The 14,613-nt window shown below is 65.8% G+C and carries 14 protein-coding genes and 1 tRNA gene; 9 read left to right on the forward strand and 6 right to left on the reverse strand.

All coding sequences use genetic code 11. The features are described 5' to 3' along the window. Nucleotides 1-178: 178 nt before the first annotated feature. Complete coding sequence (locus AX735_RS07045; RefSeq protein WP_171007765.1) at nucleotides 179-598, reverse strand: response regulator; 420 nt, start codon at nucleotides 596-598, stop codon at nucleotides 179-181. 109 nt (nucleotides 599-707) lie between these two features. Here AX735_RS07045 and AX735_RS07050 point away from each other — a divergent pair, with 109 nt between their 5' ends. The 5 genes from AX735_RS07050 (at nucleotide 708) to AX735_RS07070 (ending at nucleotide 4,645) form a co-directional block, all read left to right on the forward strand. After that, the gene (locus AX735_RS07050) at nucleotides 708-1,466 is read left to right on the forward strand and encodes a Crp/Fnr family transcriptional regulator (protein WP_066277781.1); all 759 of its coding nucleotides are present in this window, start codon (nucleotides 708-710) and stop codon (nucleotides 1,464-1,466) included. Next, the gene (locus tag AX735_RS07055; protein ID WP_181266999.1) at nucleotides 1,456-2,454 is read left to right on the forward strand and encodes a sensor histidine kinase; all 999 of its coding nucleotides are present in this window, start codon (nucleotides 1,456-1,458) and stop codon (nucleotides 2,452-2,454) included. Before AX735_RS07050 ends, AX735_RS07055 begins: the two co-directional genes overlap by 11 nt. Before the next feature lie 159 nt (nucleotides 2,455-2,613). After that, complete coding sequence (locus AX735_RS07060) at nucleotides 2,614-3,228, forward strand: hypothetical protein (RefSeq protein ID WP_066277788.1); 615 nt, start codon at nucleotides 2,614-2,616, stop codon at nucleotides 3,226-3,228. Between the two features lie 44 nt (nucleotides 3,229-3,272). Next, nucleotides 3,273-4,442, forward strand: a complete 1,170-nt coding sequence (locus AX735_RS07065) for a zinc-dependent alcohol dehydrogenase (RefSeq protein ID WP_066277791.1) — start codon at nucleotides 3,273-3,275, stop codon at nucleotides 4,440-4,442. Nucleotides 4,443-4,465: 23 nt separating this feature from the next. Then, complete coding sequence (locus tag AX735_RS07070; RefSeq protein WP_066277792.1) at nucleotides 4,466-4,645, forward strand: PLDc N-terminal domain-containing protein; 180 nt, start codon at nucleotides 4,466-4,468, stop codon at nucleotides 4,643-4,645. Nucleotides 4,646-4,657: 12 nt separating this feature from the next. On the opposite strand, the gene AX735_RS07075 is transcribed toward AX735_RS07070, so the two are convergent. The 3 genes from AX735_RS07075 to AX735_RS07085 form a co-directional block, all read right to left on the reverse strand. Further along, on the reverse strand, nucleotides 4,658-5,164 hold the full coding sequence (locus tag AX735_RS07075; RefSeq protein WP_066277797.1) for a DNA-deoxyinosine glycosylase: 507 nt from the start codon (nucleotides 5,162-5,164) through the stop codon (nucleotides 4,658-4,660). Next, entirely contained in the window at nucleotides 5,161-6,297 is a 1,137-nt protein-coding gene (locus tag AX735_RS07080) for a WD40/YVTN/BNR-like repeat-containing protein (protein WP_066277803.1), read from the reverse strand. The genes AX735_RS07075 and AX735_RS07080 overlap by 4 nt, the downstream gene beginning before the upstream one ends. A 137-nt stretch (nucleotides 6,298-6,434) precedes the next feature. Further along, nucleotides 6,435-6,508: transfer RNA gene (locus AX735_RS07085), tRNA-Gln, on the reverse strand. Nucleotides 6,509-6,683: 175 nt separating this feature from the next. On the opposite strand from AX735_RS07085, the gene AX735_RS07090 reads away from it, so the two are divergent. The 3 genes from AX735_RS07090 (at nucleotide 6,684) to AX735_RS07100 (ending at nucleotide 10,014) form a co-directional block, all read left to right on the forward strand. Beyond that, nucleotides 6,684-7,913, forward strand: coding sequence for a Ppx/GppA phosphatase family protein (locus tag AX735_RS07090; RefSeq protein ID WP_231750048.1), 1,230 nt, complete (start codon nucleotides 6,684-6,686; stop codon nucleotides 7,911-7,913). Then, nucleotides 7,910-8,701 carry an RlmE family RNA methyltransferase gene (locus AX735_RS07095; protein ID WP_082750984.1) on the forward strand — a complete coding sequence of 264 codons (792 nt, stop codon included), beginning with the start codon at nucleotides 7,910-7,912 and terminating at the stop codon, nucleotides 8,699-8,701. The genes AX735_RS07090 and AX735_RS07095 overlap by 4 nt, the downstream gene beginning before the upstream one ends. Nucleotides 8,702-8,796: 95 nt before the next feature. After that, nucleotides 8,797-10,014, forward strand: a complete 1,218-nt coding sequence (locus tag AX735_RS07100) for a TCR/Tet family MFS transporter (protein ID WP_066277804.1) — start codon at nucleotides 8,797-8,799, stop codon at nucleotides 10,012-10,014. A 65-nt stretch (nucleotides 10,015-10,079) separates the two neighbouring features. Here the strand turns inward: AX735_RS07100 and AX735_RS07105 are convergent, their stop codons facing one another. Next, nucleotides 10,080-12,854 (reverse strand): TonB-dependent receptor domain-containing protein, encoded by a 2,775-nt coding sequence (locus tag AX735_RS07105; protein WP_066277805.1) that lies wholly within the window; start codon nucleotides 12,852-12,854, stop codon nucleotides 10,080-10,082. Nucleotides 12,855-13,006: 152 nt separating this feature from the next. Next, nucleotides 13,007-13,687, reverse strand: coding sequence for a ligase-associated DNA damage response endonuclease PdeM (gene pdeM, locus AX735_RS07110; RefSeq protein ID WP_066277810.1), 681 nt, complete (start codon nucleotides 13,685-13,687; stop codon nucleotides 13,007-13,009). Nucleotides 13,688-13,767: 80 nt separating this feature from the next. Here pdeM and trhO point away from each other — a divergent pair, with 80 nt between their 5' ends. Next, the gene (trhO, locus tag AX735_RS07115) at nucleotides 13,768-14,541 is read left to right on the forward strand and encodes an oxygen-dependent tRNA uridine(34) hydroxylase TrhO (protein WP_066277817.1); all 774 of its coding nucleotides are present in this window, start codon (nucleotides 13,768-13,770) and stop codon (nucleotides 14,539-14,541) included. Nucleotides 14,542-14,613 lie beyond the last annotated feature (72 nt).

Here is a 14,613-nt window from a genome sequence, read left to right on the forward strand (position 1 = left end):
CCGCCGTATCCGACCGTGCGCCATCGGGTGCATTGCAGGCCGCCACCAGCAGCGCCGCCGTCAAGATTGCCATATTCCGCATAACCCCATCCTTTCGAAGATTGGTGCGGCAGGCATAGGTCGGGCGGAGCGGCGGTGAACTTACATAGGAGGGTCCGCACAGCGCCCTGACGGGCTTTCAGCGCAGCGGTCCGCCGCGCGGGCCCTGCATCAGCCGCGCGATCATCTGCACCATCTCGGCAAAGCCCTGATGCGACAGCGGCTTTTCGAAGCGGGTGACCTCGCGAAAGCAATCGGCAATCGGGTCTTCGCCATAGCCGGTACAGAAGAGAAAGGGGATGCCCGCCGCATAGAGATGCCGGGCCAGCGGGAAGACCAGCGTTCCGCGCAGGTTGACGTCGAGCACCGCAATGTCGATGCGCTGGCCAGCGACATCGACCAGATCGCGCGCGCCCTCCAGCGTCGCCGCCGGTCCGACGATCTCGGCCCCTTGCGCGGCCAGGCGCCGGGAGAAGTCATCCGCTATCAGGAAATCGTCTTCCACCACGAGCACGCGGCAACCGCACAGCAGGGCTTGGTCGGCAGGCGGAGATGTCATTGAACTCTCTAGGTTATCGGACCGGAACAGGTGCGAGAAACGCTCATGCAACATACTCGCCAACGGTGCGTAGGTTCCCCCGAACGATGTCATGGGAGGCTAGGAAAAGTTGACGCCGCACGTCACCCTGAAGCTGCGTGGCTTCGGCGATCTGAACGACGCCTCGCAGACCTGGCTGGCCGACCAGGTGCAGCGGAATGTGCGCAGCCTGCCGCCCCGTGTCGACTTGCTGTGCCAGGGCGGAGGCACCGGCCCCTTGCACGTACTGATCGAAGGCTGGGCGATCCGCTACAAGACGCTCGAAGACGGTCGCCGCCAGATTCTGTCGGTGCTGATCCCCGGCGACATGTTCGACATCAACGGCCACCTCGCCAGGTCCATGGACCACAGCATCGCCACGCTGACCCCGGCGCGGGTGGCACTGCTCGCAGACGATTTTCTCGATACCGCCCGCAAGCTTCATCCCGATCTCGAAAAGCTCCTCTGGTGCGACATGCACGTGTCGTCGGCGATCCAGCGCGAACGGTCGACCTCGCTCGGACAGCGCACCGCGCGCGAACGCATGGCTCATATCCTGTGTGAGTTATTCATGCGGCAAAGGTCCGTACGATTGGCGGAAGGAGGAAGCTGTGCCTTCCATCTGACACAGACGGAACTGGCCGAGGCGCTGGGCATGACCCCGGTCTATGTCAACCGCACCCTGCAGGATCTGCGCCGCGACGGCCTGATCCAGCTCGAACAGAAGTGCCTGACGATACTCGATTTGACGCGTCTCGAAGCAACCGCGCTGTTCGATGGCGATTATCTCAAGATCTGCGATGCCGATGGCGGGGCAGGTGCGCGCAAGGAGAATGCCCATGCCTTCTAGCTGGTCCGGCCCGGTCCAGACGCTCAACCATTTCATCGCCACGCTGCCGCTGCTCGTCTGGCGCGCGGACCGCGATGGCGCATGGTTGTGGGCAAGCCCGCAATGGGAGGCGTTCACTGGCCAGAGCGAGGCCGATTATGTCGGCGATGGCTGGCTCCGTGTCGTCCATCCCGACGATCGCGAAGCGGCGCAGACCGCGTGGAGCCTGGCCTCCGACCGGCAGAGCTTCGAGGTCGAATTCCGCATCCGCAACGCGGAGGAGGATCGCTATTACTGGCACAAGACCCGCGCCGGTCCGGTCCATGGCGATGACGGAACGATCATCGAATGGCTGGGCACATCGACCGATATCGACGACCTCAAGCGACTGCGCGACCAGGAGCGGTCGCTGCTGGGGGAGTTGCAGCATCGCGTCCGCAACACGCTGGGCGTGGTGCGGGCGCTGTCGCGGCGCACGGCAGATCATTGCGATACCATTGAGGAATTCGTCGCCAAGTTCGACGGGCGCATCAACACCTTCGCGCGCACCCAGTCGCTGTCCACCCGATCGGCGAGCGGACAGGTCAATCTGGCCGATCTGGTCCATGACGAGCTGCTGAGCCACCACCTGAGCGACGAGGATCAGGTCCGCGCCGAAGGGCCGGACATCATGCTGGGGGTGAAGGCCGCGAACATGCTGGGCCTGGCCATCCACGAGCTGGCGAGCCATGCGGTGACCTTTGGCGATCCGGGCGATCCGCCGCCCCGGCTCCGGGTGCGCTGGGGCATCGACGACAGCGCCGCCAAACCGCTGCTCACCCTGGTGTGGAAGGAGGAGGGCCGCAATCTGGCCGATCCCGACCAGGCGCTGGGCGCCTTGGCCCGCGACTTTGTCGAACGCGCGCTGCATTACGAGATGGACGCCGAAACCGCGATCCAGACATTGCCCGGCGGGCTGGTGTTCGATGTGCGCCTGCCGCTCGCCCGGGCGCAGGATCGCGACAGCTGATGGCACAATGGGCCGATTTTATCGGCACTTACCAACCCATGTGATGATCGCGGGTGGCCTCGGCGCCTAATCCTGACCCCGACACGGTGCCTTTACCCACCCCCCGACGAGCCTTGAGGGGCACCGTGTCACCATTGCTCGCAACCAGGGACACAGGCTATGACCATCGCCAACTGGGCCCGATACGGGCTCGCCGCCACGCTTGCCACTGCGGCAGGCGGGGTCCTGATCTATCGCCGCAAGCCGGGCATCAACCATGATGCCGCCCCCGCGCGCAGCGCCCGGCATCGCAGACGCTTCGGCGATTATCGCGTCACCGGTGCCACCGTCACCATCCGCGCCACCCCCGAGCAGATCCGCGCCTGCTGGCAGGGCAATGCGCAGCTCTGGCCCGCGCTCGAATATCTCCCCTTTCCCGAAGGCAACCAGCCCGATCTGTTGCTGCCGCCGTCCGAGCTGCGCGACATGGCCTCGCGCCCGTTGCTGACCCGCATCGTCGCCGAACGCGAGGACGAGCTGATCGCCTGGCGGTCCGAAGGCGAGGGCCATGCCGACATGCACGGCCGGCTGCGCTTTCGTGACAATGGGGCGAAGGGCACGGCGGTCGAGGTGATCATGGCGGTGCGCCCGCACCATTTCGCCTCCGCCTGGAAGACCGAGGCGATGATGGCCGAAGCGCTCGAGCTGGGCCTGCTGCGCGATCTGCGCCGGATGCGGATGCTGATCGAGACGGGCGAGATCGCCACCGCCCGGATGCGCCCCGACGCGGCCTGAGCCGCGGCGTATCGCCGACCCAGCAAGACAGAGGAATCCAAGCCATGCGAGCTGCCACCTTCCAGGGCAAGGGCGATATCGACGTCCGCCAGATGCCCGATCCCGCCATAGTCAATCCGCGCGATTGCATCATCGAGGTCACCTCCACCGCGATCTGCGGGTCGGACTTGCACCTGTATGACGGCGTCATTCCCGGCGTCGAGAAGGACGACATTCTGGGCCATGAGTTCATGGGCCGCGTCGTCGCGACCGGCAAGGAAAGCACGCTCGAAGTCGGCCAGCGCGTCGTCGTGCCCTTCACCATCTTCTGCGGCCAGTGCTTCCATTGTTCGGAGCAGCGCTACAGCAACTGTGACAACAGCTGCCCGGTCGAGGACCAGGAGGTTGCCGAAAAGGCCTTTGGCCACCCGATGGCCGGCATGTTCGGCTATTCGCACCTGACCGGCGGCTTTGCCGGGGGCCAGGCCGAATATGTCCGCATTCCCTATTCGGACGTCGTGCCGCTGGTGGTCCCCGAGGACATTCCCGACGAGCGGCTGCTGTTCCTCTCGGACATCCTGCCCACCGGCTGGATGGCCGCGCTCAATGCCGAGATCGCGCCGGGGGACACCATCGCGGTCTGGGGCTGCGGCCCGGTGGGGCTGTTCACGATCCTCAGCGCCTTCCAGCAAAAGGCCGGACGCGTGATCGCGATCGACGGTGTCCAGGGCCGGCTCGACATGGCCGAACAGCTGGGCGCCGAGCCGGTCAATTTCCACGAGACCGACATTCTCGATGCCTTGAAGCAGATGACTGGCGGCATCGGCCCCGATGCGGTGATCGACGCGGTCGGCATGGAAGCGCACGGCTTTGCGATCGACAATATCGCTGACCGGATCAAGCAGACCGTCGGCATCGGTCAGGACCGTGCGCATGTGCTGCGCCAGGCGATCATGGCCTGCCGCAAGGGCGGGCGCGTCTCGGTGCCCGGCGTCTATGGCGGCAAGGCCGATCTGTTTCCGCTGGGCGCGATGATGCAGAAGGGGCTGCAGCTGCGCACCGGCCAGACGCATGTCCGGCGTTTTACGGCGGAACTGCTCGACCTGATCGAGCGTGATGTCATCGATCCCAGTTTCCTGATCAGCCACCGCCTGCCGCTCGACGAGGCAGCGACCGGTTATCGCAATTTCCGGGACCATCAGGACGAATGGATCAAGGTGGTCATGCACCCCTGATCCCCACGCAAGGAACCCAAGCCATGGAATACAGCATTTTTGGCATCGTCATCCTGATCCTGGATGTGATTGCGGTGGTCAGCGTCTGGGGCAGCGGTGCCACCACCACGACCAAATTGCTCTGGACGCTGCTCATCGTCATCCTTCCGGTGATCGGCCTGATCGCCTGGTTCTTCCTCGGCCCCAAGCGCGGGCGGGTCTGACCTGGAGCCCGCCTAGCGGGGCGGCAGAATGAACGCTCCCAGCGCACGCCAGGCTTCGGACTTGGCGGCGAGGGGCAGCGTATAGGCCGGGCTGCTTGACGGCAGCGCCAGGATCGGCAGATCCAGCCCGGCCAGCGCGCGCATCGCGCCCTTCGCCGCCAGCGCACCGTTGCAGCCAATCGCGCGCAGATGCGGCAGGCTCTCGACCAGCGGGCGGAGCGGATTGGCCACGGCATCCCGGATATCGCCATCCAGGCTCGATCCGCGCCGCGCCGATCCGATCACATCCCAAAGCCCGACCCCGCGCGCGCCGAGCCGCGCGAGCCGCTCCGGATAATCGAGCGCAACCAGCGATTCGCCGATCACCCCTTCCATCAGCGTCCAGAAATGGTTGCGCGGATGCCCGTAATAGCGCGACGCCGCCAGCGAGGCGCGCCCCGGCAGGCTGCCCAGCACCAGCAATGTGCAAACATCCGGGATAACCGGCGGCAGGCCGATCAGCCGCTCGGGCCCGGTCATGTCAGGTCGAGCCGGCTGACCTGCTGTCCGATGGCGAACACGCGCTTTCCGCCGCCATGCTCGACGATGCGGATCTTGTTGACCGCCGGGCCCATCGCATCGACGCGCGTCCAGCTCTGCCCGCCGTCGCGCGTCTCGAAGCCGCAGGCGCGCGTCCCCACCCAGCCATGCTCGGCATCGGCAAAGCCGATACCGAAGGTGCGGGTGCCGGGCACCTGGGTCAGCGCGATCTCCTGCCAGCTCGCACCGCCATCGGTCGTCTTGATGACCAGCCGCACCGGATTGCTCTCGTCATAGGACTGGACGGTGGCATAGCCGACCAGCGGCGTCGGGAAGCTCATCTTCCAGATGTTCTCGAAAGCGCGCGCGCCGCGATAGGCGGTCTGCCAGCTATTGCCGCCGTCGCGGGTGCGCAGGATCAGCGCCTGGCCCTTCTCCACTTCCGCCGATGTGCTCGCGGCGATCAGCCCATGCTGCGCATCGTGGAAATGCACGTCGAGGATCATCCCCGCCTGCGCGCTCAGATCGATCGTCCGCCAGCTTTCGCCGCCATCTTCGGAGCGCAGCACGAAGGCGGGACCTCCGACGCGCCCTGCGGCGTGGATCACCGGGACGTTGCGCGTCTCCCCCTGGAAGATGCGGCGCTGCGGCAGGATATGGATGGCACAGATGCCGCCATTGGCCGGAAAGCCGCTGACGGGCACCGGCGTCCAGCTGATGCCTCCGTCGCGCGTGCGATAGAGCGGGGTCTGATCGGTGACGCCGGGATAATAGCCGGTGCCGACATTGCCCAGAAAGCCGTTCTCGGCATCGACAAAGCCAAGCGCGCGGATGAACGTGCCCGGCCGGTCCCAGAGCTTCTCCCAGCTCTCGCCGCCATCGCGCGTTGCAAAGAGCTTGCCCGCGCCGTTGCCGTACCACGCCAGCTCGCCCCCGGGCAGCGCCGAGAGATCATCCTGCTTGCCCTTGTACACCTCGGTCGCGAGCGTCTTCCAGCCCGATGCTGCCGACTCGGCGCTGAGGCGCGCGGGCAAGGCCAGCAGGGCGGCAAGCCCCAGCGCGGAGCGACGGGTGCACGAGGTAATGCTGGGCTGCGCGGCGAGCGGAGCAAACTGATCGGGAAAACGGGTCATGCGCGATCCTCCAGGCCAGGGGCAAAGCCCGAAGGTGCTGGGCCGCCCGCGGCCGCGCCACGATTATTCGACAGACGGCATTGCCCGACACGGAGTCAGTTACAACGGAGCGATCCGGGTGCGGCGATGGTGGAGAATGGATGCCCCCCAAGGATTCGAACCTTGATTAACGGAGTCAGAGTCCGTGGTCTTACCATTAGACGAAGGGGCAATAGGCGGTCGCAATTAGGCGCGTCGGCGAACGCGGTCAAGACCCAAATCGCGACGAATTTGTGCCAAGCTTGCGCATTCGTCGCATATTGGCTAGCCTTTGCCCCAAGTACCGGCGAAGCGTGGACATATTGGCCGCGCGGGCATGCCCGGATGAGAAAAAGAGCGATTTTGGCATGGTGGAGCGACCCACATCCATGCCGCAGGCCGAATCCCCCGCAATCACGCCGCCTGATGGTGGCAAGGTTGCCAAGGAACTGGCCAATCCCGCCAGAAATGGCCGGAATGCGGCACGACAGCGAGGCAGATCCAAGACTGCCGTCCAGCAGGGCCAGCGCGGCCCGGGGCCCGCACCGACGCGAATCACCGAATCGAGGCCGGCAAGGAATGGGCAGGGCGATCGTGGCGGCTGGAACGCCCGGCGCGCCTATGCCGCGATCGACCTGGGCACCAACAACTGCCGGTTGCTGATCGCCAAACCGGCGGCCGACGGGTTCGTTGTCGTCGATGCGTTTTCGCGCGTCGTGCGGCTGGGCGAGGGCCTGGGCCAGAGCGGACGGCTGAGCGACGCGGCAATGGACCGCGCGGTCGCCGCATTGTCGATCTGCGCCGACAAGCTGCGCCGCCGCCATGTCGCGCTGGCGCGGTCGGTGGCGACCGAGGCGTGCCGCAAGGCGAGCAACGGCCCGGCCTTTATCGAGCGCGTGCGCCGCGAGACGGGCATCGTGCTCGACATCATCACCGCCGAGGAAGAGGCGCGGCTCGCGGTCCTCGGCTGTCATATCCTGCTCGAACCCGGCGATGGGCCGGCGCTGATCTTCGATATCGGCGGCGGATCGACTGAGCTTGTGCTGGTCGACAGCTCCGGCCCGGTGCCCGACATTCTCGACTGGATGAGCGTGCCCTGGGGTGTGGTGACGCTGACCGAGAGCGAGCGCTTCGATCATGACGATCCCGAATCGCGCGCGGCCGCCTATGCGCGCATGCGAGCGCGGGTGATGGACGGCTTTGCCCCCTTTGCCCGCCGGTTGCCGGAGCTGCCCGATGCAGAGCGGCGGCTGCTTGGCACCAGCGGCACGGTGACGACGCTCGCCAGTCTGCATCTCGACCTGCCCTGCTACAATCGCGACGCGATCGACGGGCTGATCGTGCCGTCCGAATCGATGCGCGCCATCAGCGCGCGGCTGGCAGGCATGAGCCTGAACCAGCGGCGCGAACTGCCCTGCATCGGCAAGGAGCGCGCCGATCTGGTGGTGGCGGGCTGCGCCATTCTCGAATCGATCCTCGACATCTGGCCCGCCATGCGGCTGGGCGTCGCCGATCGCGGCATTCGCGAGGGCATCTTGCGCGCATTGATGGGCAAGGATGCGCCGCAGCCGCGCTCCGCGCACGAGCAACGCGCATGAGCGGCGACGGCAAGCAGGGTAGCGGTTCCGGAGGCTCTGGCGGCAAAGGCGGATCGGGCGGGGGCAGGATCCCCGGCGACAGCCGGCGCAAGGCGACCGGAAAATATGGCGATGGCCTCAAGCAGCGGGTCAAGACCGCGCGCGGGCGCACCGCCTCGTCCAACCGCTGGCTCGAGCGCCAGCTCAACGATCCCTATGTCCGCAAGGCCAAGGCCGAAGGCTATCGCAGCCGCGCGGTGTACAAGCTGGTCGAGCTCGACGAGAAATTCGCCATCGTGCGCAAGGCGCGGCATGTGGTCGATCTTGGCATCGCGCCGGGCGGCTGGTCGCAGCTGGTGCGCCGGGTCAATCCCAAGGCGGCGGTGGTCGGCATCGATCTGCTGCCGGTCGACCCGATCGAGGGTGTCACCATCTTCCAGATGGACTTCATGGCCGATGAGGCGCCGGACAAGCTCATCGATGCGCTCGGCGGCAGGCCCGATCTGGTGCTGTCCGACATGGCGGCGAACACCGTCGGCCACAAGCAGACCGATCATCTGCGCACCATGGGGCTGGTCGAGGCGGCAGCGCATTTCGCGGTCGATCAGCTGGTCGAGGGTGGGACCTTCGTCGCCAAGGTGCTCGCTGGCGGCACCGACAACGATCTGCTCACCCTGCTCAAGCAGCATTTCAAGACCGTGAAGCACGCCAAGCCGCCTGCCAGCCGCAAGGGCAGCAACGAATGGTATGTCGTGGCGCAAGGTCGCAAACCGCGAGCAGCGTCTGCGGGCGGCGACGAACTGGCCTGAAACTGGGGGTGATTCGCCTTGCCCCGCGGGGCGGAATGGCGATGCTGGGGGCTGATGCAGCCTGAACGATGCGCTGCCATGGACGCGGGGGCGGCATGATCAGTCGCAATTTGCTGGTTCTGGCGTCGATCGTGTTCATCGACATGGCCGGTATCGGCCTGATCGTGCCGGTCATGCCGTCGCTGATCCAGTCGCTGACAGGGCAAGGTCTCGATCACGCCGCGACCTGGGGCGGCTGGCTGCTGTTCACCTATGCCCTGATGCAGTTCCTGTTCGCGCCCGTCATCGGCGGGCTGAGCGACCGGTTCGGGCGGCGTCCGGTGCTGCTGGCGACACTGGCGCTGCTGGGGGTCGACTATGCGCTGATGGCTTTTGCCCCGAGCCTGGCCTGGCTGTTCGCAGGCCGCGCCATCTCGGGCGTGATGGGCGCAAGCTATGCCGCCGCGAACAGCTGCATCGCCGACAGCATTCCGGCAGAGCGGCGCGGGGCGGCGTTCGGCATGCTCGGCGGCGCGGGCGCAACGGGCTTCGTGCTCGGCCCGGCGATCGGCGGGCTGATCGGCCAGTTCGGCAACCGGCTGCCGTTCGTGGCGGCGGCGCTGCTGTGTGCGGCGGGCACGGTCTTCGGCTGGCTGCGTTTTGCCGAAACGCTCGATCCCGACAAGCGGCGGCGCTTCGATCCGTTCCGCTCCAACCCGCTGGGCATGATCGTGCGCATGGCGCGCATTCCGCTGGTCATCGGCTGCCTGGCTGCGATCTTCCTGATGCAGCTCGCCAGCCAGGCGCAGCTATCGGTCTGGGCCTATTATGGCACGGCGAAGTTCCAGTGGACCCCGGCGATGACCGGAATGACGATCGCTTTGTTCGGCGTGATGATCGTGCTCACCCAGGGCGTGCTGTCGGGCAAGGCCATCGCCCGCTTCGGCGCGGTGCGCACCGCGACGATCAGCCTGCTGTTCTCGATCCCCTCGTTTCTGACGCTCGCCTTTGCGCCGAGCACGCCCGTGGTGATCCTGGGGGTGATCATCGGCGCCATCCCGGGCATGTGCTTCCCGGCGATGCAGCAGCTGATGAGCCCCTGCGTGGCCGAGGACGCGCAGGGCGAGTTGCAGGGTGCGATCGCCAGCACGATCAGCCTGACCGCGATCATCGGACCGCTGCTGATGACCGGGGTGTTCGCCGCGTATGCCGATGCCCGGGGCATCTTCTTCCCCGGCGCACCCTTTGTCGTTGCAGCAGGGCTGATGGCGGGCGCGGTGACGGTGCTGACAGTCACGCTCCTGCGCCATGCCGGGCAACCCTCCGCCGCCTGAGCGCAGCAAAAAGCCCCGCCCGCGCGATGCGGACGGGGCTTTTTCGCGTTACCCTAGCAAAGCGATCAGAAGCGGCCGCGCAGGGTGATGCCATAGGTGCGCGGTTCGCCCAGGAAGGCCGAGAAGATCTGGCGTCCGCCGGGGAACTGCGGATCGACGAACGGCGCTGCAGTCGTACCGGCCTGGAACGGGCTGTTGATCGCGACCTGGGTGAAGTCCTCGTTGAAAAGGTTCTGCGCCCAGAGCTCGATCGCCCAGGCCTGTTCCGGACCGCGCAGGCCGACGCGTGCGTTGACCACCACGAAGCTCGGCTGTTCCTTTTGCGGGAACAGGTCCGATCCGGTGTTGAAGGCATCGGTCACGCGGGTGTCGAGATAGAGCAGACCCGAAAGGCCGTTATTGCCGATATCCGGCGTCCAGGCCATCGATCCGGTCAGCGTCAGCTCGGGCGCGTTCGACAGGTTGTCGCCGGGCAGCTTGCGCAGCGCCGGATCGAGCGGCGCGCCGTTGCGGTTGCCGATCAGGTTGTTGCGATAGCTGGTATCGGCATAGGTCAGACCGCCATTGACCGTGAAGGTGCGCGACGGACGGATCGAGGCTTCGAGTTCGACACCCTGGGCGACCACGCCATAGGTCACGTCGCCGCGGGCACAGCCGCCGGTCGTGGCGCTGAGATCGCGGTCGGCGCCGGCGAGATCGGTCGAGCAGCCGTTGACCGTCTGAACCAGGAAGACGGTGCCGTTGAAGGTGTTGAGCTGGAAATTCTCGAACTGCTGGCGGAACAGCGCGAGGTTGATGGTCAGCGGACCGCGCGAATATTTCGCGCCCAGTTCGAACGCATCGACGATTTCCTGGTCGAACTGCAGGTTGCGCACCAGCGCCTGGGCGCCGCCGACCGCCGCGAAGGTGGTCACCGGAGCGCCGCCCAGCGGAGCGACGACCGGTCCCTTGAGCGCCGAACGGTCGAGGTTGAAGCCGCCTGCCTTGTAGCCGCGCGAATAGCTGCCGTAGAGCAGCAAATCGTCGGTGGGCTTCCACGACAGCACCGCGGTGCCGGTGAACTCGTTCTCGCTGCGACGATCACGGATCGACACCCCGTTGAGCTCTGCGGTCGAGTTGCCCTGGCAGCCCAGGCCGACCAGAGCGCCAGCCAGCGCGCGTGCGGTGGCATTGGGGCTGATCAGATCGTCGGTGAGCGATGCCTGCAGGCGGGTACAGACCGTGTTGTCGTTGCTGAAGGTCGCGTTGAAGCGCTTGCGCTCGTTGGTGTAGCGCAGGCCGACCGTCAGATCGAGATTGTCGGTGATGTGGAAGATATTGTGCGTGAAGAACGCATAGTTGCGGCTGTTCTGGAAATAGCGATCACTGATCGAGCCCAGATTGTTGAGCGTATCGAGCAGCGCGAAGCCGTTGGCGATATCCGCGCCGGTCTGGCCGCCGCCGGTGGCTGCAGCCAGCGTGGCCGGGCCAACACCGGGTGCGACGCAGCCCGGCGAGGTCGGCGAATACAGGCCGGCCAGACCACCGCCCGAGATGATGCGGCAGGTGGCGAAGCGGCCATACTGGTTGCCGAAGCGCAGATTGTCGCGCACGGTCAGGTCTTCGTCGGCGAAATAGCCGCCGACGAGCCAGTCGAGCTTGCCGTCGAACGCCTCGCCCTGCAGGCGCAGTTCCTGGGTGAAGGTCTTGAACTGGCGGAACTGGGCGTCGGTATTGTCGGCGCGATACAGAATGTCGACCGCGCTGTAATCGGTGTCCGATGCCTGGCTGTTCTTGTAATAGCGATAGCCGGTGATCGAGGTCAGCGTCGCGCCACCCATGTCCCAGTTCACTTCGAGCGAGAGACCGCCATCCTTGGTCTTGCCGTTATAGGTGCGGCCACGGGTGACGAAGGTGTTGCGGCTGAACGGATCGTTGAACGAACCGATCGGCTGACCCAGGTCGCGCAGCACGTTGATGATGTTGTTGCCCGTCGCCTGGAGCGGCGCGAGCGGGGTCGACGGGTTGTTGAGGTCGCCGATCAGCGGGTTGAAATCGCGGCCCAGATAGACCGCACCGCAGCAGCGCTCGTCGCGATTGGTATAGTCGGCGATGAAGCGGAACGAGACGGTGTCGACCGGCTCCCACAGCAGCTGACCCTTGACGAAATAGCGGTCGCGATTGTTCAGGTCGATATTGTTGTTCACGTCGCGCAGGAAGCCGTCGCGCTTTTCGTACACGCCGTCGAAGCGTGCCGCGAGCGTTTCGCTCAACGGGCCGGTGAGACCGGCCTGCAGGCGGATATTGTCGAAATTGCCATAGGTCGCCTCGCCAAAGCCGCCGAATTCGAACTCGGGCTTTTTGGAATAGATCGACAGGATCCCGGCGGAGGCGTTGCGGCCGAACAAGGTGCCCTGCGGACCGCGCAGCACTTCCACCCGGTCGAGCTCGCCGAGTTCGTTGAGACCGATGCCCGAGCGCGAGCGATAGACGCCGTCGATGAACACCGCGACCGAGCTTTCGAGGCCCGGATTGTCACCGACGGTACCGATACCGCGGATACGCGCCGATCCGTTCGCCTCGTTGCCGGTCGACGACACGAGCAGCGACGGGACGACCTGGTTTAGCTGGCGGATGTCGTTGGCGCCGGTATTCTCGAGCGTTTCGGCGTTGACGGCCGACACCGCGACCGGAACGTCGGAGAGCAGCTGCTCGCGGCCCTGGGCCACGACGACGATGGTGTTGCTGTCGTTGACGCCTTCCTGTTCAGCCTCCTGCGCCAGGGCGGGGTTCGCCATGGCCACCAGGCCGGCTGAAAGCATGAGGGACACACGGCTGGCTTTGCCGAAACGCATGGGCATATCTCTCTCCTGATTGTGGTCTCTCTGGCGGTCATGCGCCGCCTTGACGTGAACGTTAGACCAAAATCGGCGGGATTCAAGCGGTTGCGCGGACTTCCCGCAAAAATGCAGAGCGTTGTCGCGAAAACGCAACACCAGTTATGCAAGTGACTTTATCGCCGAAATTCTGCCGTTTTTTGCAAGTCGAAGCGCAACGCCGCGCTTTCCGTAGCGACAAAGGCATGAGGTCCTACGCCCAGCACGGAAAGAATGGCCGGGTCGTCGGCATCGAGCCCCCCGGTCAATGCCCCGAAGGCGGGCAGGATCAGCCGGTCGGAAGAGGCGACGAAACAGGGACGCGAGACCGTCCGCCCTCGCAGCCGCACCCTGAGGCGCGGATGGAAATGGCCCGAAAGTTCGGGCACGCTCCTGCGCGATTCGGCCTTGTGGCGCAGCGCCAGCCCGGCGAGTTCGGCCTCCTCGACCACGCTGCCGCCAAAACCGGTTTCGAGCGCGCTGTCATGGTTGCCGGTGATCCAGTGCAGCGCGATCCGGCACGACAGGCTTTCGATCCGCGCAGCGAGCGCCGGGTCGAGCCGCGAGGCGCCGTCGCTGTCGTGAAAATTGTCGCCCAGGCACCACAGGCTGGTCGCGCCCGAGGCCTCGAGCGCGCGCTCGAGCCGGTCGAGCGTCGCCGCGCTGTCATAAGGCGGGAGCATCTGCCCCGAGCGCGCATACCAGCTTGCCTTTTCGAAATGCAGGTCGGCGACGAACAGCGCCTTTTCGCGCGGCCAGTAGAGCGCGGCGCGATCGACGATGACGAAATCCTGCCCGGCGAACGAAAGGGGAACCATGATCCCGCCATGCCGCAGACCTCGGGGTGTTGCAAGCCCGGTGCTTGGCAGACCGTCGCACGCCGATTATGGGGCAACGCATGACCTTGCCCACCGACTATCCGCTCACCGTCGCGGCGCTCTATCATTTCGCGCCGATCGCGGAGCCTCAGGCCGTGCGCGATGCGCTGCACGCGCTGTGCGAGGGCGATGCGCTGTGCGGCACGCTGCTGATCGCGCACGAAGGCGTCAACGGCACGCTGGCGGGGCCTGGAGCCGGGATCGCAGCTTTGGTCGATGCCATCCGCGCGATGCCGGGCTTTGCCGCCATCGAGGTCAAATATTCGGGCGCGCACATGCCCCCGTTCAAGCGGCTCAAGGTCAAGGTGAAGCGCGAGATCGTGACGATGGGCGTGCCCGATATCGATCCGGTGCACGGCCAGGGCGCCTATGTCGAACCCAAGGACTGGAACGCGCTGATCGCCGATCCCGATACGGTGCTGATCGATACCCGCAACAGCTTCGAATTCGCGCAAGGCACCTTCACGGGCTCGGTCGATCCGGGCACCGAGCGGTTCACCCAGTTTCCCGCCTGGTTCGACGCGCAAGCGGAGGAATTGCGGCAATCGGGCAAGAAGATCGCGATGTTCTGCACCGGCGGCATCCGCTGCGAAAAGGCGACCGCCTATGTCCGCGCGCAGGGCTTTGACGAAGTCTATCACCTCAGGGGCGGCATCCTGAAATATCTGGAAGAGGTGCCCGCCGAGCAATCGCTGTTCGAGGGGGGATGCTTCGTCTTCGATGAGCGCGTTGCCCTCGGCCAGGGGCTCGAGCTGCTCGATGTCGAGCGTGCGGTAGCCAAGGGCGGGGAGTAATCCTGCAACCCCTCAACCGTCACCCCCGCGGAGGCGGGGGTCCCGCTTCACCCTTCATCGTCTGCGCAGAAG

Source organism: Blastomonas sp. CCH1-A6, from assembly GCF_001556365.1.
In the GTDB taxonomy this organism is placed as follows: domain Bacteria; phylum Pseudomonadota; class Alphaproteobacteria; order Sphingomonadales; family Sphingomonadaceae; genus Blastomonas; species Blastomonas ursincola.

Bases quoted from the DNA above. Each gene is read 5' to 3' on its own strand.
- AX735_RS07045 (WP_171007765.1), bottom strand. From the start codon at position 598: ATGACATCTCCGCCTGCCGACCAAGCCCTGCTGTGCGGTTGCCGCGTG.
- AX735_RS07055 (WP_181266999.1), top strand. From the start codon at position 1,456: ATGCCTTCTAGCTGGTCCGGCCCGGTCCAGACGCTCAACCATTTCATC.
- AX735_RS07060 (WP_066277788.1), top strand. From the start codon at position 2,614: ATGACCATCGCCAACTGGGCCCGATACGGGCTCGCCGCCACGCTTGCC.
- AX735_RS07065 (WP_066277791.1), top strand. From the start codon at position 3,273: ATGCGAGCTGCCACCTTCCAGGGCAAGGGCGATATCGACGTCCGCCAG.
- AX735_RS07070 (WP_066277792.1), top strand. From the start codon at position 4,466: ATGGAATACAGCATTTTTGGCATCGTCATCCTGATCCTGGATGTGATT.
- AX735_RS07075 (WP_066277797.1), bottom strand. From the start codon at position 5,164: ATGACCGGGCCCGAGCGGCTGATCGGCCTGCCGCCGGTTATCCCGGAT.
- AX735_RS07080 (WP_066277803.1), bottom strand. From the start codon at position 6,297: ATGACCCGTTTTCCCGATCAGTTTGCTCCGCTCGCCGCGCAGCCCAGC.
- AX735_RS07090 (WP_231750048.1), top strand. From the start codon at position 6,684: ATGGTGGAGCGACCCACATCCATGCCGCAGGCCGAATCCCCCGCAATC.
- AX735_RS07095 (WP_082750984.1), top strand. From the start codon at position 7,910: ATGAGCGGCGACGGCAAGCAGGGTAGCGGTTCCGGAGGCTCTGGCGGC.
- AX735_RS07100 (WP_066277804.1), top strand. From the start codon at position 8,797: ATGATCAGTCGCAATTTGCTGGTTCTGGCGTCGATCGTGTTCATCGAC.
- AX735_RS07105 (WP_066277805.1), bottom strand. From the start codon at position 12,854: ATGCCCATGCGTTTCGGCAAAGCCAGCCGTGTGTCCCTCATGCTTTCA.
- pdeM (WP_066277810.1), bottom strand. From the start codon at position 13,687: ATGGTTCCCCTTTCGTTCGCCGGGCAGGATTTCGTCATCGTCGATCGC.
- trhO (WP_066277817.1), top strand. From the start codon at position 13,768: ATGACCTTGCCCACCGACTATCCGCTCACCGTCGCGGCGCTCTATCAT.